Annotated in this window: 22 protein-coding genes; 12 read left to right on the top strand and 10 right to left on the bottom strand. The window is 74.6% G+C overall.

Going from position 1 to position 20,780, the window contains the following annotated elements; genetic code table 11:
- Positions 1–22: 22 nt before the first annotated feature.
- Positions 23–1,288, bottom strand: coding sequence for a polysaccharide deacetylase family protein (locus ACWGJO_RS29930; RefSeq protein ID WP_452188452.1), 1,266 nt, complete (start codon positions 1,286–1,288; stop codon positions 23–25).
- A gap of 416 nt (positions 1,289–1,704) precedes the next feature.
- Between ACWGJO_RS29930 and ACWGJO_RS29925 the strand changes: the two genes are divergently transcribed.
- The 3 genes from ACWGJO_RS29925 (at position 1,705) to ACWGJO_RS29915 (ending at position 3,264) form a co-directional block, all read left to right on the top strand.
- Positions 1,705–1,929: a hypothetical protein gene (locus tag ACWGJO_RS29925; RefSeq protein ID WP_452188450.1), complete on the top strand. Its 225-nt coding sequence runs from the start codon at positions 1,705–1,707 to the stop codon at positions 1,927–1,929.
- A 284-nt stretch (positions 1,930–2,213) separates the two neighbouring features.
- Positions 2,214–2,765 carry a sugar transferase gene (locus tag ACWGJO_RS29920; RefSeq protein WP_452188448.1) on the top strand — a complete coding sequence of 184 codons (552 nt, stop codon included), beginning with the start codon at positions 2,214–2,216 and terminating at the stop codon, positions 2,763–2,765.
- Between the two features lie 10 nt (positions 2,766–2,775).
- Positions 2,776–3,264 carry an NUDIX hydrolase gene (locus ACWGJO_RS29915; protein ID WP_452188446.1) on the top strand — a complete coding sequence of 163 codons (489 nt, stop codon included), beginning with the start codon at positions 2,776–2,778 and terminating at the stop codon, positions 3,262–3,264.
- Positions 3,265–3,376: 112 nt separating this feature from the next.
- Here the strand turns inward: ACWGJO_RS29915 and ACWGJO_RS29910 are convergent, their stop codons facing one another.
- Entirely contained in the window at positions 3,377–3,916 is a 540-nt protein-coding gene (locus tag ACWGJO_RS29910) for a PTS-dependent dihydroxyacetone kinase phosphotransferase subunit DhaM (RefSeq protein WP_452188444.1), read from the bottom strand.
- A gap of 375 nt (positions 3,917–4,291) precedes the next feature.
- Between ACWGJO_RS29910 and ACWGJO_RS29905 the strand changes: the two genes are divergently transcribed.
- From ACWGJO_RS29905 to ACWGJO_RS29890, 4 genes are all read left to right on the top strand, one after another.
- Positions 4,292–4,519 (top strand): DUF397 domain-containing protein, encoded by a 228-nt coding sequence (locus tag ACWGJO_RS29905; protein WP_359914630.1) that lies wholly within the window; start codon positions 4,292–4,294, stop codon positions 4,517–4,519.
- 736 nt (positions 4,520–5,255) lie between these two features.
- Positions 5,256–5,750 (top strand): hypothetical protein, encoded by a 495-nt coding sequence (locus tag ACWGJO_RS29900; protein ID WP_030058989.1) that lies wholly within the window; start codon positions 5,256–5,258, stop codon positions 5,748–5,750.
- Positions 5,751–5,829: 79 nt separating this feature from the next.
- Complete coding sequence (locus ACWGJO_RS29895; RefSeq protein ID WP_350526312.1) at positions 5,830–5,913, top strand: putative leader peptide; 84 nt, start codon at positions 5,830–5,832, stop codon at positions 5,911–5,913.
- A 340-nt stretch (positions 5,914–6,253) separates the two neighbouring features.
- Positions 6,254–7,459, top strand: coding sequence for an acyl-CoA dehydrogenase family protein (locus ACWGJO_RS29890; RefSeq protein WP_452188442.1), 1,206 nt, complete (start codon positions 6,254–6,256; stop codon positions 7,457–7,459).
- Positions 7,460–7,644: 185 nt separating this feature from the next.
- On the opposite strand, the gene ACWGJO_RS29885 is transcribed toward ACWGJO_RS29890, so the two are convergent.
- Positions 7,645–8,655, bottom strand: coding sequence for an aminoglycoside phosphotransferase family protein (locus tag ACWGJO_RS29885; protein ID WP_452188458.1), 1,011 nt, complete (start codon positions 8,653–8,655; stop codon positions 7,645–7,647).
- Positions 8,656–9,395: 740 nt separating this feature from the next.
- Here ACWGJO_RS29885 and ACWGJO_RS29880 point away from each other — a divergent pair.
- Entirely contained in the window at positions 9,396–10,877 is a 1,482-nt protein-coding gene (locus ACWGJO_RS29880; RefSeq protein WP_387694434.1) for a DNA-binding protein NsdB, read from the top strand.
- Between the two features lie 61 nt (positions 10,878–10,938).
- Here the strand turns inward: ACWGJO_RS29880 and ACWGJO_RS29875 are convergent, their stop codons facing one another.
- The gene (locus ACWGJO_RS29875) at positions 10,939–11,508 is read right to left on the bottom strand and encodes a hypothetical protein (protein WP_452188439.1); all 570 of its coding nucleotides are present in this window, start codon (positions 11,506–11,508) and stop codon (positions 10,939–10,941) included.
- 288 nt (positions 11,509–11,796) lie between these two features.
- On the opposite strand from ACWGJO_RS29875, the gene ACWGJO_RS29870 reads away from it, so the two are divergent.
- The gene (locus ACWGJO_RS29870; RefSeq protein ID WP_452188438.1) at positions 11,797–13,308 is read left to right on the top strand and encodes a HEAT repeat domain-containing protein; all 1,512 of its coding nucleotides are present in this window, start codon (positions 11,797–11,799) and stop codon (positions 13,306–13,308) included.
- 88 nt (positions 13,309–13,396) lie between these two features.
- Here ACWGJO_RS29870 and ACWGJO_RS29865 read toward each other — a convergent pair whose 3' ends face one another.
- Together ACWGJO_RS29865 and ACWGJO_RS29860 are read right to left on the bottom strand one after the other, a co-directional pair.
- Positions 13,397–14,239: an undecaprenyl-diphosphate phosphatase gene (locus ACWGJO_RS29865; protein ID WP_452188456.1), complete on the bottom strand. Its 843-nt coding sequence runs from the start codon at positions 14,237–14,239 to the stop codon at positions 13,397–13,399.
- Between the two features lie 221 nt (positions 14,240–14,460).
- On the bottom strand, positions 14,461–15,156 hold the full coding sequence (locus ACWGJO_RS29860; RefSeq protein ID WP_452188436.1) for a class I SAM-dependent methyltransferase: 696 nt from the start codon (positions 15,154–15,156) through the stop codon (positions 14,461–14,463).
- Between the two features lie 144 nt (positions 15,157–15,300).
- Between ACWGJO_RS29860 and ACWGJO_RS29855 the strand changes: the two genes are divergently transcribed.
- Positions 15,301–15,801 (top strand): DUF4396 domain-containing protein, encoded by a 501-nt coding sequence (locus ACWGJO_RS29855; RefSeq protein WP_452188434.1) that lies wholly within the window; start codon positions 15,301–15,303, stop codon positions 15,799–15,801.
- Between the two features lie 88 nt (positions 15,802–15,889).
- Here ACWGJO_RS29855 and ACWGJO_RS29850 read toward each other — a convergent pair whose 3' ends face one another.
- Positions 15,890–16,423, bottom strand: a complete 534-nt coding sequence (locus ACWGJO_RS29850; RefSeq protein WP_452188432.1) for a PadR family transcriptional regulator — start codon at positions 16,421–16,423, stop codon at positions 15,890–15,892.
- 160 nt (positions 16,424–16,583) lie between these two features.
- Between ACWGJO_RS29850 and ACWGJO_RS29845 the strand changes: the two genes are divergently transcribed.
- Both ACWGJO_RS29845 and ACWGJO_RS29840 read left to right on the top strand, forming a co-directional pair.
- Positions 16,584–17,354, top strand: coding sequence for an alpha/beta fold hydrolase (locus ACWGJO_RS29845; RefSeq protein WP_452188430.1), 771 nt, complete (start codon positions 16,584–16,586; stop codon positions 17,352–17,354).
- A 65-nt stretch (positions 17,355–17,419) separates the two neighbouring features.
- The gene (locus ACWGJO_RS29840; RefSeq protein ID WP_452188428.1) at positions 17,420–18,343 is read left to right on the top strand and encodes an aminoglycoside phosphotransferase family protein; all 924 of its coding nucleotides are present in this window, start codon (positions 17,420–17,422) and stop codon (positions 18,341–18,343) included.
- Positions 18,344–18,414: 71 nt separating this feature from the next.
- On the opposite strand, the gene ACWGJO_RS29835 is transcribed toward ACWGJO_RS29840, so the two are convergent.
- Genes ACWGJO_RS29835 through ACWGJO_RS29825 form a run of 3 tightly spaced genes read right to left on the bottom strand, consistent with a single transcriptional unit; the run spans position 18,415 to position 20,720 of the window.
- Complete coding sequence (locus tag ACWGJO_RS29835) at positions 18,415–19,278, bottom strand: 5-oxoprolinase subunit C family protein (RefSeq protein ID WP_452188426.1); 864 nt, start codon at positions 19,276–19,278, stop codon at positions 18,415–18,417.
- Positions 19,279–19,290: 12 nt separating this feature from the next.
- The gene (gene pxpB / locus ACWGJO_RS29830; RefSeq protein ID WP_452188424.1) at positions 19,291–19,947 is read right to left on the bottom strand and encodes a 5-oxoprolinase subunit PxpB; all 657 of its coding nucleotides are present in this window, start codon (positions 19,945–19,947) and stop codon (positions 19,291–19,293) included.
- On the bottom strand, positions 19,944–20,720 hold the full coding sequence (locus tag ACWGJO_RS29825; RefSeq protein WP_452188422.1) for a LamB/YcsF family protein: 777 nt from the start codon (positions 20,718–20,720) through the stop codon (positions 19,944–19,946). The genes pxpB and ACWGJO_RS29825 overlap by 4 nt, the downstream gene beginning before the upstream one ends.
- Between the last annotated feature and the right edge of the window lie 60 nt (positions 20,721–20,780).

Genomic DNA, 20,780 nt, shown 5'->3' with positions numbered 1-20,780 from the left:
GGTGGGGGCCTGGTGCCCCCCGTTATGCGACTGCTTGACGGCGCCAGCGGCGGTAGGCGGGTTCCAGGCCGGACAGGATGGTGTCGAAGCGGCGGGTGCTGGTGGTGGAGTCGACCTGGAGGCGGCTGATCTGGAGGGGATGGGAGGGGAGCCGGGGCCCCAGGCGGTGGTCGGAGAGGAAGCCGAGGCGGTAGCCGAGCTCCTGCAGAACGGTTTCAGCACGGACGTCGTGGCCGCCGTCCGGATAGGCGAAGGCGATCGGTGGTTCGCCCAGCCAGCGGGTGAGGGCCTCGTGGGCACCGGTGATCTCGGTGCGCACGGTGTCGTCGTCGCAGCGTCCGAGGCACGGGTGCCCCTGGGTGTGGTTGCCGATGGCGACGCCCCCGTCCCGCAGGGCGAGCAGGTCGGCCGGGGTCAGCTGCTCCTGGCGGGGCGGCCGGCGGTCGGCGCTGACCCGCAGCTCGTGCAGGCTGCGCCGGCGGTCCGGGTCCGGCATGGCCTTGAGTCGCCGGAGCAGTTGGGACGGGTGTCCGCAGTCGAGCGAGCGGGCCCGGCCCCCGTGCCGGGCCAGGAAGTCGGCCTCGTGCCACCAGAACGGCCGCTCGGTGCCGATGAGCTCCGAGATGACGAACGCGGTGGCCGGAATGCCCCGGGCGTCGAGGGCCGGCAGGGCGTGGGTGAGCACGCTCCGGTCGGCGTCGTCGAAGGTGACCAGGACGCTCCTGGGCGGTAGCGGCCGCCGCTCGGTGACGGCCTGGAGGACCGCGCCGAGCGAGACGGGTGTCGCGAGCCGCTGGAGCCGGTCGAGCTGGGCGCCGAAGGAGTGGTGGTCGGTCACCCCGTGGTACGCGAGCACGGCGAGTCGCTGGGCGGCCAGGGCCCGGAACAGCGGCTGGACGGGGGCGAACCGCAGCCATTCGCCCCGAGCGTCCTGTTGTTCCGTGCCACCGGCCGCCCGGTGACGGCCCCCGCCGTCCCGGTGCCCGCCGTGACGGCCCCCGCCGTCCCGGTGTCCGGCATCCCGGTGTCCGCCGGGCCGAGGCTCGCGATGCCGGGGCCCGCCGTGTCGATGGTCGCCGTGAAGAAGCTCACTGTGCAGAAGTTCGTCGTGCAGAAGTTCGCCGTGGAGCAGCCCGCCGTGCAGACGGTCGGCGGCCGGGCGGTCGGCGGGCCGGCCGATGTCGCGCCGGTCGGTGAGTCGTCCGGTGGGCGGGGGCAGCGCGCGCGGGCCGGGTGCCGGCCGGGCGCGGGCCGTGGAGATCGATGTACTGGACTGGGACTGCGGCACGGTTCCCCCTCGTTCGCCGAGCGGCGTGGCGGTACCGCCGGAGGACGGAGCCCGGCCTCCGACTCCAGGGGCGGCGGCTCCGCTCCTGGATATTCCTGTTCTCGGTGGGGGTTCACGCCCGCCTCGAACGGCTCCTGGATCACTCAATGCCATTGAGACCGCTGTACCGGACCGATGGTTGTACCGGGGGGACGAGGATTTTTCGTGGACTGATTGTGGAGCCGGAATGCCCGCGCCGACGTCTCGGACACACCTCGCGGCGATCTCGGTGAGCCCCTGACCAGCCCGGATTCTGCGGTAGCGGAGGGTGTTCGACCCTTCACTCCCTGCGGGCTGCCACTCGCCCCGCCCCGGGGTACCTTGGGCTCATGGCAGATGCGGACCGTGACCCCTTCCATCTCCACGGGGCCTCCCGAATGGCTCGCGCGTGCAGTGGCGGAGCGCTGGTCACCCACCAGCTCCCGCTGGCCGTGGTGGGCCTGGCCTGCCTGGTGCTCGGCATCGCTGTGGCCGTGTTCGTGCCGGACAGCGACGGGCCGGCCTGGGCGATGGCGGTGGCCGGCTGTCTGGCCGCCGGCGTCCTGCTGCTGGGCCGGATCGCCTTCGGCGTGTTCCGCGACCGTCGCCGCGCCGCGCTCTGACGGCTCCCGGCCGGGGTGCCGACCGTGTGGCGGGCGGGTTCCGTCCGGGCACCGCCCCCACCCGTTATGTCGATCGCCCTCGGCATTTCGAAACGGCAGATCGAGTGAAATTGGTCAGACCGACTGAATATCGTCCAGTCGGACAATCTTGGGTCCCCTTCTTTCACCATTTCCGGACAATGGCTTCATCCCGCGTCTACTGTGAATGCGTTCTTCCGGCTCGACTCGAAGCGCCGCGGAGGGGGAGCGATGGGCGGCAGACCGGATCGTGCCGTGGCCACCTCATGAGACGCGCCGGCGACCTCGCCGTCGCCGCCCTGGCCGCGATCGTCGCGCTGCCGCTGGCCCTGCTGATCGCCGTCCTGCTCCGCTGCTCCGCCGACGGCCCGGTGCTCCAGCGGCAGACGCGGACCGGACGGCACGGCCGCGAGTTCCAGATCCTGCGCTTCCGGACCGGCGGGGACGGCCGGCTCACCACCCTGTTGCGCCGCACCGGCCTGGACGAGTTGCCCCGGCTGTGGAACGTGGTGCGCGGCGAGATGGGGGTGATCGGTCCCCGGCCGGCCAGCCCCGTCCAGGTCGTGGGCTACTCCCGCCGGGAGCGCGGCCGCCTCGCGGTGCGGCCCGGCCTCACCGGCTGGGCCCAACTGCACGCCCTGGACCGGGGTCGGACGCCCCGCCCGCTCAGCCGTCCGGAGTGGGCCGAACTCGACCTCTGGTACGTCGAGCACCGCTCGCTCGGGCTCGACCTGCACATCCTCGGGCTCACCGTGCTCGCCCTGCTGCGCCCCGACACCGGCCGGGCGCACCGGGTCGGCCCGGAACCGCCCCGATAGGCTGCGGTTCATGGCCATTCCCCCTTTCCTCGCCGAACTCCGCGGCCTCGTGGGTACCCGTCCGCTCTGGCTCAGCGCCGTCGTCGCCGTCGTGCTGGACGACCGCGACCGGGTGCTGCTGGCCCGCCGGGCCGACGACGGCCGGTGGGCGCCGGTCGGCGGCATCCTCGACCCGGGCGAGCAGCCCGCCGACGGCGTGGTGCGCGAGTGCGAGGAGGAGACCGGGGTGGTGGTCGTGCCCGAGCTGCTCGCCTCCGTCACGGTCTCGCCGCAGGTCACGTACCCGAACGGCGATGTGACGCAGTACCTGGTGCTGACCTTCCGCTGCCGCGCGGTCGGCGGCGAGGCGCGGGTGAACGACGACGAGTCGCTGGACGTCGGCTGGTTCGGGCTGGACGAGCTGCCGCCGATGATCGAGACCGAGCACGAACGGCTGCGCCACGCGCTGGAGTGCGAGGGGCCGGCGGTCTTCACCTGGGAGGGCAAGGAACGCCCCTGAGCCCGAGCGGCCCACCGGCCGTGCCCGCCGTACCCGGCGCGCCCGCCCAGCCCTTCCACGCCCGCCGAGCGAGCCGCGCCCGCCGTACCCACCGGGCCCCGCCCGGGCGAGGTCAGCCCTTGTACTGCCGGTAGGCCTCCTCCGCCGCGTCCAGCACCGCGGCCAGGTCCCCGCCCGCCGTGGCGGTCGCGGTGGCGGCCACCGCGCCCTCGACGAACGGGGCGTTGGCGAATCTGACGGGGAACGGCAGTCCGTGCTCGTCCGCGTCGGACAGCAGCGCGCGGACGGTGGTGACCGCCCCGCCCAGGTCGGCGAGCACCACCACGCCGTGGCCCTGGTCCACCCGTCGGGTCGCGGCGGCCACCAGGACGGCGCTGATGCCCGGTCCGTCCGACAGGTCGCCCCCGGTGGCGGCGACCGGCGCGGGGGAGTCGGATCCGGTCAACGCGAGTGCGAGGGAACGTACGGCGGTGGCCAGTTCCTGGCTGTGCGAGACCAGGACGATCCCGACCCGCCCGTGCACGGCGGGCCGGGCGGGGGTCGGCCGGGGCAGCGAGGTGGGCGAGGGGGGCGTACGGGGTGCCGGGGGATGGGCCGAGGGGGCGTCGGAGATGGGGATGACATCGGCGCGGGTGCCGTCCCGGCGGCTCATCGGCTGCTCCCTTGAGCGGATCGTTGGGTGGACCGGTGGATGGATCGTTGGGCGGGTCAGTGGGCGGGTCGTTGGGCGGACCGGTGGGCGGGGCCGGTGAACGGATCGGCGTCCGGATCGGTGGCTGAATCGTTCGAGTGGCGCGGGCCGGCAGGGCGGTCGGGCGGCGCCCTGGCAGCACTCTGGCAGCTGCCTGCCGCCCCCGCCGGTCGGGACACGCCTCGACCCGTCCTCCGGCGGTGTCCGTCCCCGCCCGGAGGAGTCCTCGTCAACCCGCTGACCGGGGCCGGGCGGTGTGGCTAGGCTGGCTCCGGAACGCCGTCGGGAGGAGATCGGTCAGTGGGATCCAGCAGCGGGACGAATACGGAGGCCGGCGTGGCGCGGCCGGAGTTGGCGCCGAACGGGAAGCCCAGGGTGGACTTCACCGGGGCGGAGTGGCTGTGCAGCAGTCAGGGCGTCGGGGACGTGCAGATCGCCTTCGTGGACGGCTACATCGGGATGCGGGACGGCCGTCAGGAGGACGGGCCGGTCCTGGTCTTCACGCCGGGCGAGTGGCGGGCCTTCGTGCTCGGCGCCCGGGACGGCGAGTTCGACCTCACCTGAGGCGGCGCGCCGGGCGGTTCACAGCGGGAGCGGACCCCCCGATCGACGGGGGTCCGCTCCGCAGACGATCTTTCGGGTCCGAACATCACAAGTGATGATCCATTGAGCGTGCCCCGTCAGAATTTCTGTTGACTGTTAGACAAACGCAGCTCAGAGTATGAGCACGGGCAGACGCCGTGCCCACCGCCCCCACGCGGCCAGACACGGCGCCTGCTGTGCGGCCCGGCAGTACTGCCAGGCCATCCTCCCAGTCATCCCCTGCGCACCGGGGTGCGTCGGCCGGTCCCGGCCCCCATGAGGGGCCGGCAGTCGCCGGGAGGTTGGCGCCGACGCCGAGAGCGACTCGGATGACGGCACCGATGCTCGGGACCCGCACGCCCCCACGCGGCGGCGTCCCGAGCAGATCCACGGGAGCGACGGGCCGGGGCCCCGCGGATCTGGCTTGTGATGCATGGAACTGTTGGCTTGTGTGTTCGTGCTGTGTGCGACGACGAAGCTGGGTGCTCGGCGGTTCGGCACGACAAGTGCACAGTGAGGGAAACGCGTGTAGGGCCGCGTTGCGACATGCCGTCCCCCCGAAGGGTGAAACCCAGAACGGCTGTCGTGCTGAACCGAACGTAGCCCGGACGGTTGCTCAGAGTCAACATTGGTCTCTGAGCGTCGATCTCCCGCTCGTCCCCCGGCGGCGCCCCACCCACCTCGCGAGCGTGGTCTGCCGGACACGTACGATGTTCCCATGTCTTTTCTCCGCCGTCGCTCCGGACAGCCCGCCGGCCCGGACTTCGACGTGCTCGCGATGGACCCGGGTGACTGGCCCGGTGACTTCGGTGCGGCCATGATGACCGGCCCGGACGGCTCCTGCCAGGGGATTTTCCTGCGCTACGACCTGTTCGGCGGCAGAGGCCCGGCGATGTTCATCGGCAACCTCCCCGAGGGTTCGCCCGCCAGGGAGACCGGCGACGACGTGCCCTTCGAGGTGCGGCAGCTGCTCGCGGCGCTGGAGAACGACGAGCCGGTCGAGTTCGTCTCGGCCGAGGACTTCCCGGTGATGCTCGGGGACGACCTGCTGATCGTGAAGAAGGTCAAGGTCAGCGAGGAACGCGTGTTCTGCGCCCAGTTCGGCCGCAGCGACGGCGTCCTGGTCACCATCGCGTCCTGGGACCGACCGATTTCGGACGACCTGTATCAGCTGCTGAAGCCGCTCCCCGCGGACATGTTCCAGCAGGGCTGATCCCGGCGGGGCCGGTCGGTCCCGCCCGGGGGCGGACGCTGCTTGACGGTATCGATCAACAGTTCGTACAGTCGCGAACATGCCGTGCCGTCTCCCGCTGCTGACCCGTCGCAGGCATCTGGACCTGCGGCGCACCGCCAGCGCGGCGTGTCCGGGCCGCTGAGGGGGGATTCGTCCCCCGGCGGCGGGCGGTCGACCGGGTGTCCGGTCGGCGCCGACACCAGGGGGCGGGCCGTGAGCCGGCCTCCGGGGCCGCCAGTCGGTACCGCGCGCCCGTACGGCGTGCCGCCCGCATTCGCCGAGCCCACGCTGCCGCCCGGAGGCACCGCATCATGACGACCCGCACCGTCAACCGTTCGACCGTCGATCGTGCGTCCGAGGACGCTCCCGCCGGACGCCGTTCCCGGACCGCCCCGCGAACGGCGGATTCCGACCGGTCCGATTCCGGCCATCTCGAATCCACCGGTTCCACACCCACCGGTTCCGCCGGTTCCGTCGGTTCCGTGCCCGCCGGTTCCGCGTCCGCCTCCACCGACCCCGTGCCCGACCGCACCGGGATCGAGGCCGCGCTCGCCGGGCTGCCCCGGGTGGTCGACCTGCTGGCCGCCCGCGCCGAGGAGCACGACCGCGACGCGACCTTCCCCTACCAGGGCATCGAGGCGGTCCACGAGGCCGGGCTGCTCACCCTCACCGTCTCTGTGCGGTACGGCGGTCCGGGTGGGACGCTCGCCGACACCGTCCGGGTGCTGTCCCAACTCGGCCGCGGCGATGCCTCGGTGGCCGTGGTCACCGCCTTCACCCTGCTCCGGCACGCCGAGCAGGCCCGCCGCGCCGACTGGCCGACGGCCGGCTACCGGCGGTTGCTCACCGAGTCCCGGCGCGGCCCGGTACTGATCAACACCCTGCGGGCGGAGCCCGGGGCCGTCGTGGGCGAGCTGCCCGCCACGGTCGCCCGACGGGACGGCGACGGCTGGCTGCTGACGGGCCGGAAGACGTACTGCACCGGCGCCGAGGCGCTCGCCTGGATGGCGGTCACCGCTCGGACCGACGAGGAGGAGCCGAGGGTCGGCACCTTCCTGGTCCGCGGCGAGAGCGAGGGTCTGGAGATCGACCCGACCTGGGACCAGCTCGGCCTGCGGGCCAGCGCCAGCCACGATGTCGTACTGGACGGGGTCCGGGTGCAGGCCGATCTCGCGCTCGGCCTGACCACCGGCCGCCGGACGGCCCGTCAGGGCGTCGACGCCGAGGCCGAACTCGCCCTGGCCTGGCACGACCTGGCCCTCTCCGCGGTGGCGATCGGCGTCGCCCGGGCCGCCGAGGCCTGGCTGATCCGTTTCCTCAACCAGCGCACTCCGGCCAACCTGACCGAGCCGCTCGGCACCCTGCCGCGCTACCGGACCGCCCTCGGCGAGATCGAGGCCCAGCTGATCGGTGCCGAGGAACTGGTCGAGGGGCTGGCCTCCCGGGTGGACCGGGGTGAGCCGGAGGCGGTCGCCCGGACCGGTCCGGCCCACCTGCTGGCGACCCGGGCCGCGACGGCGGTGGTCCAGCAGGCCGTCGCCCTCACCGGCAACCCCGGCCTGAGCCGGCGTCACCCGCTGGAGCGCTACCTGCGGGACGTGCTCAGCAGCCGGGTGCACCTGGCCGCCGACGAGACCGTCCTGGAGGCCGTCGGACGGGCCGCGCTGGAACGGGGCACCCGGCCGTAGCGCCCAGGCCCGGCGGTCGGTGCCGGGGTCACGAGGCGCCCGGGCCCGGTGGCGGGGAGAGGCCCCCGACCTCCGCCCGGCGATGCCCGGACCCCACCGCCGCGCCCCGCCCGCGCCGACCGGCGGGGCGAGCAGGGCGGGGCGCGGCGGGGCGGGACGGGCGTCGGACCTCTGACCCCCGCGGATCAGCGGGTGCCGACCGCGGCGCGGACGGCGCGGCGGGCGAGCGCCGCGTCGTCGTAGAGCCGGCGGATCATGATCCGCTGCTCCTCGCCGGCGCCCGGCACGTCGTACAGCCGGATCTCCCGCATGAGCACCAGCACCAGGTTCACCAGGAACGCGTCCCGGGCCATCGTGCCGCCGTTCTGCGCGAGTTGGCTGATCTGGCGGCGTGCCGCGGTGTCCCCGGACAGGACGCTCCAGAGCACCGCCAGGTCGTAGCCGGGCAGGTACCAGCCGGCCTGCTCCCAGTCGACCAGCACCGGGCCGGACGGCGCCAGCAGCATGTTGCTGAGCAGGGCGTCGCCGTGGCAGAGCTGGAGCGGGGTGTGGCCGAGGCCGTGCAGCAGGGCGCGCAGGTCGCCGGCGTCCCGGTCGGTGAGCTGGCCCACCGAGTGGTAGCGGGCGATCTCCAACTGGTAGTCCAGGCGCGGCTGGAAGACGTCGGTCGGCGGCCGCCACAGGTTCAGCGTGCGGACCGCGGTGAGCAGCGCCCGCACCTCGCCCGGGGTGGGCGCGTTGACCGGGTGGCGCTCGCGGGCGGCCGGGCGCCCGGGGATGCGCTCCATGACCAGCACGCACCGGTCGTGGTCGGCCGCCACCAGCCGGGGCAGCCGCACCGGCGGGCGGTGCCGGACGAACGCGCGGTAGACCGCCACCTCGTGGTGGAAGTCGGCCACCAGCTGCTCGAAGTACTCACTCCGCACCGCCTGCGGCGCCAGGCACTTGGCGACCACCGGAGCCCGCCCGATGGTGCCCGCCACCAGGATGTGGCGGCTGCCCTCGCGCAGGACCTGGCGCGGGGTGAACGCGGGACATATCCGCGCGACGCTGGCGAGCGCCGCCCGGACCGCCGGGGTCTGGAGCGCCGAGGGATCGATCCGCTCGGGGCCGCCGCCGGGCTGGCCGGGCCGCCGGGCCCGCAGCACCTGGCCGTCGGCCTGCCGGGCCAGCGGCATCCGGCCACCGGCCGGCATGGCGGTCTCGGGGGCGCGCAGCCCCAGCGCGGTACGGCCGGTGGGGCCCAGCGCCGTGCGGCCGGTCGGGACGACCCGGGTGTCCGTGGCCCGGCCCTCCGCGCCGCGCGGGGCCGCCGGACGGCTCGCCGGGGGCACCGCCCTCGGGCCGGTGCGGCCGGCGGCTGCGGCGGGGGGGCGCAGCGCGGGGCGGGTCGCGGTGGGCGTGGGGGTCGTCGCTGAGGAGTACATGGGCTGAGGGTGGTCCCTTCCGGTCCGTCGGCGGGTGTTGCCCCGCGGGGGCGGGGGAGGGCCGGTGCCGTGTGCTTCCTGGCGTGACGGCGGCCCTGCGGGTGGTGCGGTACGTCGGGTGGTGCGGTGCGTCGTGCCGTGCGGGGGGTGGTGCGCGGGCGCCGGGCACGGACGCGGGGTCAGGAACCCCTGTTCGGCGGTGCTCCGGCCGTCCGCACCCTGGGGAATGCGGTCGGCCGGACTGCCGTGGCCGTGCCCGGCGCTCCCGCGCCACCCGGCCGCGCCACCCCCTCGGGTGAGGACCGGGAGCGTCCCGCGCCACCGTCGGGGGACAGCCCCGACGCTGGTGGGACGCCGCCCGACCCGGGGGCGAGGTGGCGCACCCCTACAACACACCCGTCGGGCACTGGCTTAGTAGTCTGGCGGGCCCTGGCGAACGGTGGCGAATGCTCGCCCGGCACTTGCCCGAGCCTCTAGCCTCGGATCAGCCGAGGAACCTGGGGGCTTCATTGAGCAGGGAACCCAACACCCGACTGGCCGATCTGTTCGTCCTGACCGGATGGTCGAAGGGCGAGCTGGCGCGGCTGGTCAACCGTCGGGGTGCCGCGATGGGTCAGCTGCAGCTGTCCACCGACACGTCGAGGGTACGGCGTTGGATCGAGCAGGGGGAGATCCCGCGCGATCCGGTGCCGAGGGTGCTGGCGGCCGTGTTCACGGAGCGGCTCGGCCGTGTCGTCACCACTGAGGACCTCGGTCTGGAACGACACCGGCCCACCAGGTCCGGAGCGGACACGTCCGGAGCGGTCCCGTGGTCGCCGGATCGAACAGCCGCGGTCCTCACCGAGTTCACGGGAATGGACCTCATGCTGAACCGACGTGGATTGGTGGGCGCCGGAGCCGCGCTCACGGCCGGGGCGGTCATCGCCGACTCGCTGAAGGGCTGGCTGGGAGGGGACGCGGTCGCGTACGCGGCGTCCGTCCCCGGGCCGCGACAGGTGGTCACCGGGAGCGGAGCGCACCCGGTGGTGGACGTGTACGACGCGGGCCCGGTCGGGTTCGACGAGGTGGAGTCGCTGGAGCACTCGGTGCAGGTGTTCCGGGCCTGGGACGCCGCCCGCGGCGGCGGCCTGCAGCGCAAGGCGGTGGTCGGCCAACTGAACGAGGTTGGCGGGCTGTTGACGCACCGGCACGCACCGGCGGTCGAGCAGCGGCTGTGGCTGGTCGCGGCCAACCTGGCGGTGCTGGCGGGCTGGATGTCGCACGACGTGGGCCTGGAGCCCACTGCCCAGAAGTACTTCATGATGGCGGCGGACGCGGCCAAGGAGGCCGGCGACCGGCCGCGGGCGGGTGAGGCGATCTCCCGGGCCGCACGGCAGATGGTGCACCTGGGCCGGGCCGACGACGCGCTCGACCTGATGTCGGCGGCCAAGGCGGCCGGCGGGCGGTTGCTGCCCAGAACGCGCGCCATGCTCAATACCGTCGAGGCGTGGGCGCACGCGTCGATCGGGCACTCCCAGGACACCTACCGGCTGCTGGGGGAGGCCGAGGACCTGTTCGGCGAGGAGGCGTCGGAGCCGCCGCCCTCGTGGATGCAGGTGTTCGACGAAGCCGAACTGCGCGGTATGCAGGCCCTGGTGCTGCGCACGCTGTCCGAGCACGTCCCGGCGGCGGCCGACGAGGCCCGTCGGCACGCGGAGCGGGTGATCACCCTGCGGGAGGGCACCGGGCAGCTGCGTTCGGCGTTGTTCGACCGGATCACCCTGGCGTCGGTGCACCTGATCACCGGGGAGCCGGACGCGGCACAGTTCCAGGCCAAGATGGTGCTGAACCTGATCGGCCAGAACTCCTCGCACCGGACCTGGGACCGGCTGCGGGAGATGTACCGGCTGACCGCGCAGTACCGGGGGCTGGCGGTGGTGGACGAGCTGCGGGAGGAACTGGGCCGGGAGCTGCGGGCGGCGGACGCCAAGAACCGGCGGCGGCTGACCTGACGGGTTCCCGGGCGGCCCCCGGCGGGTGCGCCCCGGGGATGCGGGCGCCCGTCCGCCGGAGTCAGAGCGGCGGGGCCGGGCGGAGCAGCATGTGCAGGGCGACCACGGTGCCGTCCGTGCCGAGGACGGGCTCGCTCGCGCACTCGACGCCGTCGTGCCGTCCGCAGGGGCGGCGGACCCGCAGGGTGCCGGCGGCGTGGCGGCCGTGCACCAGGGCGTCGGTCATCATCCGCCGCAGCAGCGGCCGGTCCGCTTCAGGGAGGCGGTCGGGCAGCCGGTCGAGGCTGAGCGGGCCGTGCTCCGGGTCGCAGCCGAGGAGGCGGTAGGTCTCCGGGCTCCAGTGGATCCCGTCGGTGAGCAGGTCCCATGCGGCGGAGCCGAGCAGACCCTCGTCGATTCCGCCGTGGCCGCCGCCGTCGTCCAGGTAGCGGCCGGACGGCTCCTGCGCGGTGCCGTCCACTCTGCCGTCCGTTCCGCTGCCGGCGTCGCCCGTGCCGTCGCCGGCACCGTTTCCGCCCGCGCTGCCGGGAACGTCCGCCGCGGTGCCGTGCACCGTGCCGCTCCCGCCCGTCGGGGCGCCGTCCACCGCGGCGGCTCCCGGCGGGCGGGTGGCGCCTAAGGGCATGTTCATGGCGAACCCATCGCTCGGATACGGCCCGTGGGGTGCGAGCCGTTCGGACAGTGAGAAGACTGTCGCACAGCGTCGTCACCCTTGCGGGCGATTTGGACAGAACGCAGGCAAAATTCCTCTGGCATATGCCACTGTGGCCGGAGCCTTCGTCGCCCTGTGTGCGGACCGGGGCCCGAGGCGGTAACCTTCGGTGATTCCGGCGCCCGGGCGCCCACCGCAGTACCGACCAGAGACCCCGGCGACGGAAATCCCGTTGCCACTCCGACCGCCGCAACGGATGCTGACCTCATGTTCGAGCCAGTGATAGCACCCAGTGCCAGCCTCCTAGGCCTCCTCCAGCGAGGCCGTGGTGACGGGCAGCTCCACGCGCTGGCCGCCGACCGTGCCGAGGCCATCGCCGCGCTGGAGGAGTGCGTCACCAGGGACCCGCGCGCCGACTGGCAGGTCGAGAGCCGCTCCCTCTACTACGCCCGCATCTACATGGACCTGGAAGCCCCCCTCGAAGGCATCGAGGACCACCTCCACTCCGCCGAGGACCTGGTCACCGACGACGAGAGCCGCACCGGCCTCGCCCTTTCCGTCCTGGGCCACCTCGCCGCGTACGGCCGGCGCGACGCGCTGCTGATGCTGCGCGAGTACGCCGCCACCGGTGCCAACTGGTCCTGGGCCCTCGACGAGCTCGCCCTGCGGGACGACGACCGCGGCCTGCTGCTGCTCGGCACCGCCGTCCTGGACCACTTCGCGCCGGGCCCCGAGGGCGACGCCGAACTGCGCGAGTTCATCCGCAACGCGTACGAGCCCCGGCCCTGGCGGCTGTGGGCGGCCTACCACCCCAGAGTGGCCGCGGCCAGTGAGCAGTCACCCTTCGACCTGTGGCAACGCCAGATCAACCGCAGCGGCGTCACCCCCGGCTGGTCCACCGCCGACGTGCTGGCCTGGGCCGACCAGGGCGAGCTCGGCGGCCTCGGGGTCGGCGCCTTCCTCGGCCGCCCCGACGGCCGCGGGGAGCCCGCACGCGGCACCGACGCGCCGTCCGGCCCCGACGCGGTGGACCGCCGCGCCGCCGCTGCCGCCCGCTGCCTGACCGCCGTGGTCCGGCCCGAGGACCGCCCGCTGCTGCTGGAAGCGGCGCGCGACGGCCTGCCCGGCGCGCGCCGGGCCGCCCTGCGCCACCTGGTCGAGCAGCGCGACCCGGCCGCCGTCGGGCTCATCGAGGCCGCCGCCGCGGACGTGGACGACCGGATCGTCCGGGCCGCGCTGGAACTGCTCGGCCGGATGCGCGGCCCCGAGGTGCTGGCCCACGCCCGCCGCTGGGCCGACCCGGCGAGCGGCGGCGCCGACAGCGCGCTCGGCGAGGCCGCCGTCCAGCTGCTCGCCGACGCCGGGGAGCCGGCCGACGCACCGCTGGTGGTGGCCGGGCTGCGCCACTGGATCTCCGTGCGCGGGGTCAGCGGTACCGGGCTCGGGTCGCTGGTGGACGGTGCGGGGCGGCTGGCCGCCGCCGACGCCGTGCCGGTCCTGCGCCACATCTACGGCGAGGCCGCCTCCTCCGAGCTGCGCGGACGCGCCGCCCAGGCGCTGGCCGCGACCGACGTGCACTTCCCCGAGGGGCCCGCCGTCGAGTGCCTCTGGGACTGCGAGGAGTCCACGCGCGAGCTCGCCGCGCGCCACGTCGCCACCACGGGCGACGCGCGTGTGCTGGAGCGGTTGCGCAGGCTCGCCGCCGACCCGGCCGAGGAGGCCGAGGTCCACGCCGCCGTGCGCGGCCGACTGACCGCCGCCCGGGAGTTCGGGCGTTAGGGTCGGCTCACAACGTTCAGTGGGCCGGGACACCGACACGGTGTCCCGGCCCACTCGTTTCCGCGGGTCCTCGTACTGAAATCCGGTTCTACTTCACCGCGCCCGCGTCCGGGGTCAGCACGCCTCCGATGACCAGCCCGATGATCAGGACGCCGAGCAGGACCCGGTAGACCACGAACGGCATGAAGCTGTGGCTGGAGATGTACTTCAGGAACCAGGCGATCGCCGCGTAGCCGACCACGAAGGCGATCACGGTGGCCAGGATGGTCGGCCCCCAGGCCGGCGCCGGACCCTCACCGATCTTGAACAGCTCCAGCGCCCCGGAGGCGAGCACCGCCGGGATGGCGAGCAGGAACGAGTAGCGGGCGGCCGCCTCCCGGCTGTAGCCGAGCAGCAGGCCCGCGCTGATCGTGCCGCCGGAGCGGGACACGCCCGGGATCAGCGCCAGCGCCTGGGCGAAGCCGTAGATGCCCGCGTGCGGCAGTGTGAGGTCGGTGATCGGACGGGCGTGGCGGACGGCCCGGGTGCGGTCGGCGAAGGCCAGGACCAGGCCGAAGACGATCAGGGTGGTGCCGATGATCCGCAGGTCGCGCAGGTGGGTCTCGATGGTGTCCTGGAACAGCTTGCCCAGGATGCCGATCGGCAGGGTGCCGATGATCACGAACCAGCCCATCCGCGCGTCCGGGTCCGAGCGCAGCGCCGGCCGGAACAGGGACAGCGACCAGGTCTTGATGATCGAGGCGATGTCCCGGCGGAAGTAGATCAGCACCGCCGTCTCGGTGCCGAGCTGGGTGACGGCCGTGAAGGCCGCGCCCGGGTCGTCCCAGCCCAACAGGGCGGAGAAGACCCGCAGGTGGGCACTGGAGGAGATCGGCAGGAACTCGGTGAGCCCCTGGATCAGGCCGAGGACGGCCCCGTGGAACCATTCGATCACCGGGCACCCGCCGGGGATATCCGTCGGGCGTGGGGCAGGGGCGGCATGGGCGGGTCCTTGCGGGTCGGAAGGGCATGCGGGGCCGCCGTGACCCGCCCGGCCCGCGGGCCGCGCGCGAGCCCGGCGCGCGGCTGATGGTACGGGGTGAAGGTGACGGTTCTTTGTTCACCCTTTGTCGCGGCTTTGCGCACAAGCCCGCCGCCGCTCCGGAACCCGTCCTAGAGCACCGGTCGGGCCCGGACCCAGGTGCGGTCCGCGGTCAGGTAGCGCTCGACCACCAGGTCGGCCTCCGCGAGCGCCCGCTCGAACGCCTCCGTGCCGAGCGGGCGGGACAGGAAGGTCTGCGTCCAGGTGCCGTCCGGGAAAACGTACTCGAAGCGCACGGAGTTGACGCCGTCGCCGACCGGAGTGGCCGAGACCAGCCGGGCCCGGGCGTCCGGGCCGATGGTGCTCTCCCACGGCACGTTCCGGTGCCAGTCCTCGCCCTCGCGCTGCACCAGGACGCAGCCGTCCTCGGTGACGTGGCGGCGGCAGGTCTCCAGCAGGCCCCGGCGGACCGTCACGTCACCGGCGTGCACCAGGAAGGAGGCGAGCACGACGACGTCGAAGCGCTCGCCGAGGTCCAGCTCCTCGATCGGGCTGCGCACCGTGCGGACGTCCGCGCGGACCCGGGCCAGCATGTCGGGGGACTCGTCCACGGCCGTCACGGCGAAGCCGCGGTCGGTCAGCGGGTGCGTCATCCGGCCGACGCCGCAACCGAGTTCGAGGATGCGCGCGCCGGGCGGCACCGCGGCCTCGATCACGTCCGGGGCGTCGCCCACGGGGAGCCGGCTCCACACCTCGACGGCGCAGCCGTCCGGGCTGATCGCGCCCTCGCCCGTTCCGTCGTAACCCGCGCGTCGTTCGTCCGCCATGCCCTTCATCGGAACACGGACGGGTGCATAGGGGAAGAGGGCGTCAGAACGGGATTGCCAGATACCCCAGGGGGGTATATGTTCGACAGCGACGGAGCGAGGGAAGCGGCGCCGAACGGGGCGCCGGGGCGCGTGGAGGACGACATGGCACACCCCGAGCAGCACGAGCACCACGGACACCATGGGCACGACCACGGCGGTGGCGGAGCCGGCTGGCGGACGGCCGCGCAGGCGACCCTGCACTGCCTCACCGGGTGCGCCATCGGCGAGATCCTGGGCATGGTGCTCGGCACCGCCTTCGGCCTGCACAACGGCGCGACCGTGGTGCTCTCGATCCTGCTGGCCTTCGCCTTCGGTTACGCGCTGACCATGCGCGGCGTGCTGAAGGCCGGCCTCGACGTCGGCGCCGCGGCCAAGGTCGCGCTGGCAGCCGACACCGTCTCGATCCTGGTGATGGAGCTGATCGACAACACCGTGATGGTCACCGTCCCGGGGGCGATGGACGCGGGCCTCGGCGACCTGTTGTTCTGGGTGGCGCTGGCGGGTTCGCTCGCCCTGGCGTTCACGCTGACCGTCCCGGTCAACAAGTGGATGATCGGCCGGGGGCGCGGCCACGCCGTGGTGCACGCCCACCACGGGCACTGATACCACCCCAGGGTATCGAAGCCTCTCGCCTGCGGCCCGCACCGACCGTTCGACGGTCGGCGCGGGCCGCGGCGTGTGCGGCCCCGGTCTAGCGCGGGCTGCCCTCCAGGTCGGCCAGGGTCGCGTGCAGCCAGGCGAGTTCGGCCTCGGTGGTGGCGCGGGCGACCAGCAGCAGGCCGCGCCGGAACGGGTCGGCGAACTCCTCGGCGCCCACCGGGCGGTCGCCCTCGTAGAAGAAGCTGGCGGGTTCGGCGAGGAAGGCCAGTCGGCGGCGCAGCACGGCGGCCTGGTCGGCGGGGTCGGTGAGGTGCCGCAGGAAGGCGAGCAGGGTGAACCAGCGGTTCTCGTCGCTGACGTCGAGCGGCTCGGGCTCGCGCAGCCGGTCGAGCAGTGCGGTGCGGCCGGCCTCGGTGAGGTGCAGGGTGTGCCGGGGCGCGGCGGCGCTGCCCGGCTCGGTCTCGCGGACCAGCAGGCCGTCGGTCTCCAGGCGTTTGATCGCGGGGTAGAGCGTGCCGTCGCTGATCGGGCGGACGTGGCCGGTGAGCGCGGCGAGGTGGCGGCGCAGCTCGTAGCCGTGCAGGGGGCGGTCGTACAGGAACCCGAGGATGGCGAGCTTCAGCATGGGGCCACTCTCTCAGATCCTTCCCTCGGGGCATGGGTATCTCACTATCGCTATACCTCGAATTCGATGTATGGTCCTGGTCGTCCGCCGGAGTCCCCCGGAGCCGGGAGCCGGCACACCCAGGAGGAGCCGGCACACCCAGGAGAAGAAGCGAGTGAGCATGCGCGAGGCCCCCGTCACCCCGAACGGCGACCGGATCCGCTGGGTCGAGCTGCCCGGCGCCGAGCCGGCCCGGCTCTACCTGCACGGGCTCGGCGCCACCTCGCCGGCCTACTTCGCGGCCGCCGCCACCCACCCGCTGCTCGCCGGGCGGCGCTCGCTGCTGCTGGACCTGCTCGGCTTCGGCCTCAGCGACCGGCCGACGGACTTCGGCTACACCCTGGAGGAGCACGCGGACGCGGTCGCGGCGGCCGTCGCGACCACCGGGACGGCCCGGGTCGAGGTGATCGGCCACAGCATGGGCGGGGCGGTCGCGATCGTCCTCGCCCAGCGGCACCCGCACCTGGTCGAACGGCTGCTCCTGGTGGACGCCAACCTGGACCGGGTCGACCTCGACCGGCGCCACCCCGGCAGCAGCGGCATCGCGGCCTACGCCGAGGAGGAGTTCCTGGCCGGCGGCCGGGACGAAGTCGCCGAGCGGGTCGGCCCGTTCTGGTGGTCCACCATGCGGCTGGCCGGCCCGGAGGCGCTGCACCGCAGCGCCCGCTACCTCGCCCGGGCGACCGAACCGACCATGCGCGAGCTGCTGCTCGGCCTCGACCTCCCGCGCACCTTCCTCCACCCGGCGGCGGACGGCGAGCCGGCGGGCGCCGGGACCCTCCGCGCGGCGGGCGTACGGGTGGTCGCGGTGCCGGACTGCGGGCACAACATCATGCTCGACAACCCGGACGGCTTCGCGGCCGCCGCGGCCCGGGCGCTCGCGCAGGGGTGAGCGGGGGAGGCGCCGGCCGCCGCCCGTCGTAGGCTGGGGCGGACCGTCCGAGAGGAGCCCGCCCGATGCCCGTCCAGGTCCCGCCCGCGCTGGCCGCGTCCCTGGAGGGCTTCCTCGGCGCCGAGGGGCGCGCCTGGGTGGCCCGACTGCCCACCCTGGCCGGCGAGTTGCTGGACCGCTGGGAGCTGCGCCCGGACGGGCCGGTCGCGCACGGCGTGGTCGGGCTGGTGCTCCCGGTGCTGCGCGCCGACGGGATGCCGGCCGTGCTCAAGCTCCAGCCCGTGGACGAGGAGACGGTGGGCGAACCGCTCGCCCTGCGAGCCTGGGGCGGCCGCGGCGCTGTGCGGCTGCTCGACCACGAACCGGCCACCGGCTCCCTGCTGCTGGAGCGGCTGGACCCCGGGCGCTCACTGCTCGACCTGCCCGACGACCTCGCAGCGCTGCGTGTGATCGCCGAGCTGCTCAGGGAATTGACGAAACATCGGGCACCGTCCGGGCTGCGGACCCTGGCGGGTGCGGCGAGCGACCTGCTCGACCGGGCCCCGGCGGCCGTCGCGGCCCTCGCCGACCCGGTGGAGCGGCGCCTGCTCGCCGACTGCGCGGCCGCCCTGTGCGAGGTCCGCGCCGATCCCGGCGACCGGCTGCTGCACTGGGACCTGCACTACGGCAATGTGCTGGCCCCGCTCCCGGGCAGCGGCCGGGCGCCCTGGCTGGCCATCGACCCCAAGCCGCTGGCCGGCCATCCCGGCTTCGAGCTGCTCCCGGCGCTGCGCAACCGCTGGGAGAACGTGGTCGCCACCGGGGATGCCACCCGGGCGCTGCGGCGGCGCTTCGACCTGTTGACGGAGGTGCTGGAGCTGGACCGCGAGGTGGCGGCGGCCTGGACGCTCGCCCGGGTGCTGCAGAACGCGGTCTGGGTGGCCGAGGAGGGCGGGGCGGAGCTGGACCCGGCTCAACGAGTCGTCGCCGAGGTGCTGTTGGGGCGCTGACCGGGGAGCCCGCGCGGCTTTTCGCGCCTGCGAGGTGCTGCTGCTCGGGTCCTCCCCCTCGGTGCTTCCGCTCAGTGCTCGCGCAGGGGCACGAAGCGCACCGGTGTCCCCGGCCTGGCCTGTGCGGCGGCCGGGAGGTCGCCGGCCGGCACGACGCCGATCACCGGGTAGCCGCCGGTGGTCGGGTGGTCGGCCAGGAACACCACCGGCTGCCCGTCCGGCGGAATCTGCACGGCGCCCAACACTATGCCCTCGCTGGGCAGTTCACCGTCCCTGGCGCGGGCGACCGGCGGGCCCTCGGTGCGCAGCCCGACCCGGTTGCCGGTCGGGGAGACCAGGTACCGGTCGCGGCCGAGACGGGCCACCGCCTCCGGGGCGAACCAGTCCGCGCGCGGTCCGAGCCGCAGCCGCAGCACCAGCTCGGCCGGGGGGCCGGGCAGAGGCACCAGCTCGGGCCTGGCCCGGTACGGCGGCCGGGCGCCCACCGGCAGCCGGTCCCCGGCGGCCAGCGGGGCCGGCCCGAGCCCGGAGAGCAGGTCCGCCGAGCGGCTGCCGAGCACCGGCGGGACGGCGATCCCGCCCGCCACCGCCAGGTAGCCGCGCACCCCGGCCGTCGCCGCCCCCACCTCGACCAGCGCCCCGGCCGGCACCACCACCGGCGCGCCCCAGGCGGCCGGCCGGCCGTCCACCCGGACGGGCGAGGGCGCACCGGTGACGGCGACCAGCGTCGTTCCGACGGCCCGCAGTGCGACCCCGCCGAGCGTGGTCTCCAGTCCGGCGGCCCCGGGTTCGTTGCCCACCAGCCGGTTGGCCGCCCGCAGCGCCGGCTCGTCCAGTGCCCCGGCCCTCGGCACCCCGAGGTGGGCGACCCCGCGCCGCCCGAGGTCCTGGACCGTGGTCAGCGGCCCCGGGCGCTCCACCACCAGTTCGTTCAACTCCGGCTCCCCTCAGGCCCGTTCCGCCGTGAAGCGGACCCGGGTGCCCGGTGCCAGCAGGGCCGGGGGCTCGCGGTCGGTGTCCCAGAGGGTGAGCGCCGTCCGGCCGATCAGCTGCCAGCCGCCGGGGGAGGGGTGCGGGTAGACGCCGGTGTACGGGCCGGCCAGGGCGACCGAACCGGCCGGGACGGAGCTGCGCGGGGTGGCCCGGCGCGGCACCTCGTAGCGGGCCGGGAGGCCGGTGAGGTAGCCGAAGCCGGGGGCGAAGCCGCAGAACGCGACGGCGTACTCGGATCCGGCGTGGATCCGGACGGCGGCCTCCTCGGACACCCCCCACAGTGCGGCGACCTCGGCCAGGTCGGCGCCGTCGTACACGGTCGGGACCTCCAGCAGCGGTCCGCGCGCCGCCCCGGCCGTCGCCGGACGGGCGGTGCGCAGCAGCGCCGCCACCGCGCCGACGTCCGCGACGCCGTCCAGCAGCAGGGTGCGCGCGGCGGGCACCAGCTCTTCCACCGCGCCGATCGCCCCGGCCTCCCGGCGCTCGCTCAGCCAGCTGTAGAGCGCCGCCACCTCGGCCGTCCCGGGCAACTCGACCAGGAGCGCCCGCTCGCCGACCCGGCGCACCGTCCCCGCCGTCGCGTCGGGGCCGGGTACGCGAGGGGCTGTCACGTGAACGCCTCCACCCGGACCCCGGCGGAGGCCAGGGCGCCGCGGACCCGCCAGGCGAGCTGGGCGGCGCCGGGGGTGTCGCCGTGGACGCACAGCGAGCGGGCCTCGACGGCGATCCGCTCGCCGCCGGCGGTCTCCACCGTGCCGTCCCGGGCGATGGCGACGGCGCGGGTGATCACCGACTCGGGGTCGTGCACCACCGCGTCCGGCTCGCGGCGCGGGACGAGGGTGCCGGTGCGGGTGTACGCGCGGTCGGCGAAGGCCTCGGCGACCACCGGGAGCCCGACGCCCTCGGCCACCTCCAGCAGCAGTGAGCCCGGCAGGCCGAGCACGGGCAGCGGCCCGTCGCAGACCGCGCCCGCCCGCAGCACGCCGGCCACCACGGCCTCGGCCTGCTCGGAGTCGCCGACCACCCGGTTGTAGAGGGCGCCGTGCGGCTTGACGTAGGAGACCTTGGAACCGGCCGCGCGGGCGAACACCTGGAGGGCGCCGATCTGGTACGCGATCTCGTCGGCGAGCTCCTCCGGGGGCACGTCCATCGCGCGGCGGCCGAAGCCGGCCAGGTCGCGGTAGGAGACCTGGGCGCCGATCCGGACGCCGCGCTCGGCCGCCAGGGCGCAGACCCGGCGCATCGTCGACGGGTCCCCGGCGTGGAACCCGCAGGCGACGTTGGCGCTGGTCACCACGGACAGCAGGGCCTCGTCGTCGGTCAGGGTCCAGCGTCCGAACCCCTCGCCGAGGTCCGCATTGAGATCGATCACCGCATCGGCCACGCCCGTCCGCCTCCCAGCAGCTGTTGAGCCAGATGGTAGGGCCTGCGGATGAAGGCCGTT

This window comes from Kitasatospora sp. NPDC054795, from assembly GCF_053611565.1.
Note: the sequence above shows the minus strand (reverse complement) of the source record. Positions and strands in the feature narration are given on the sequence as shown.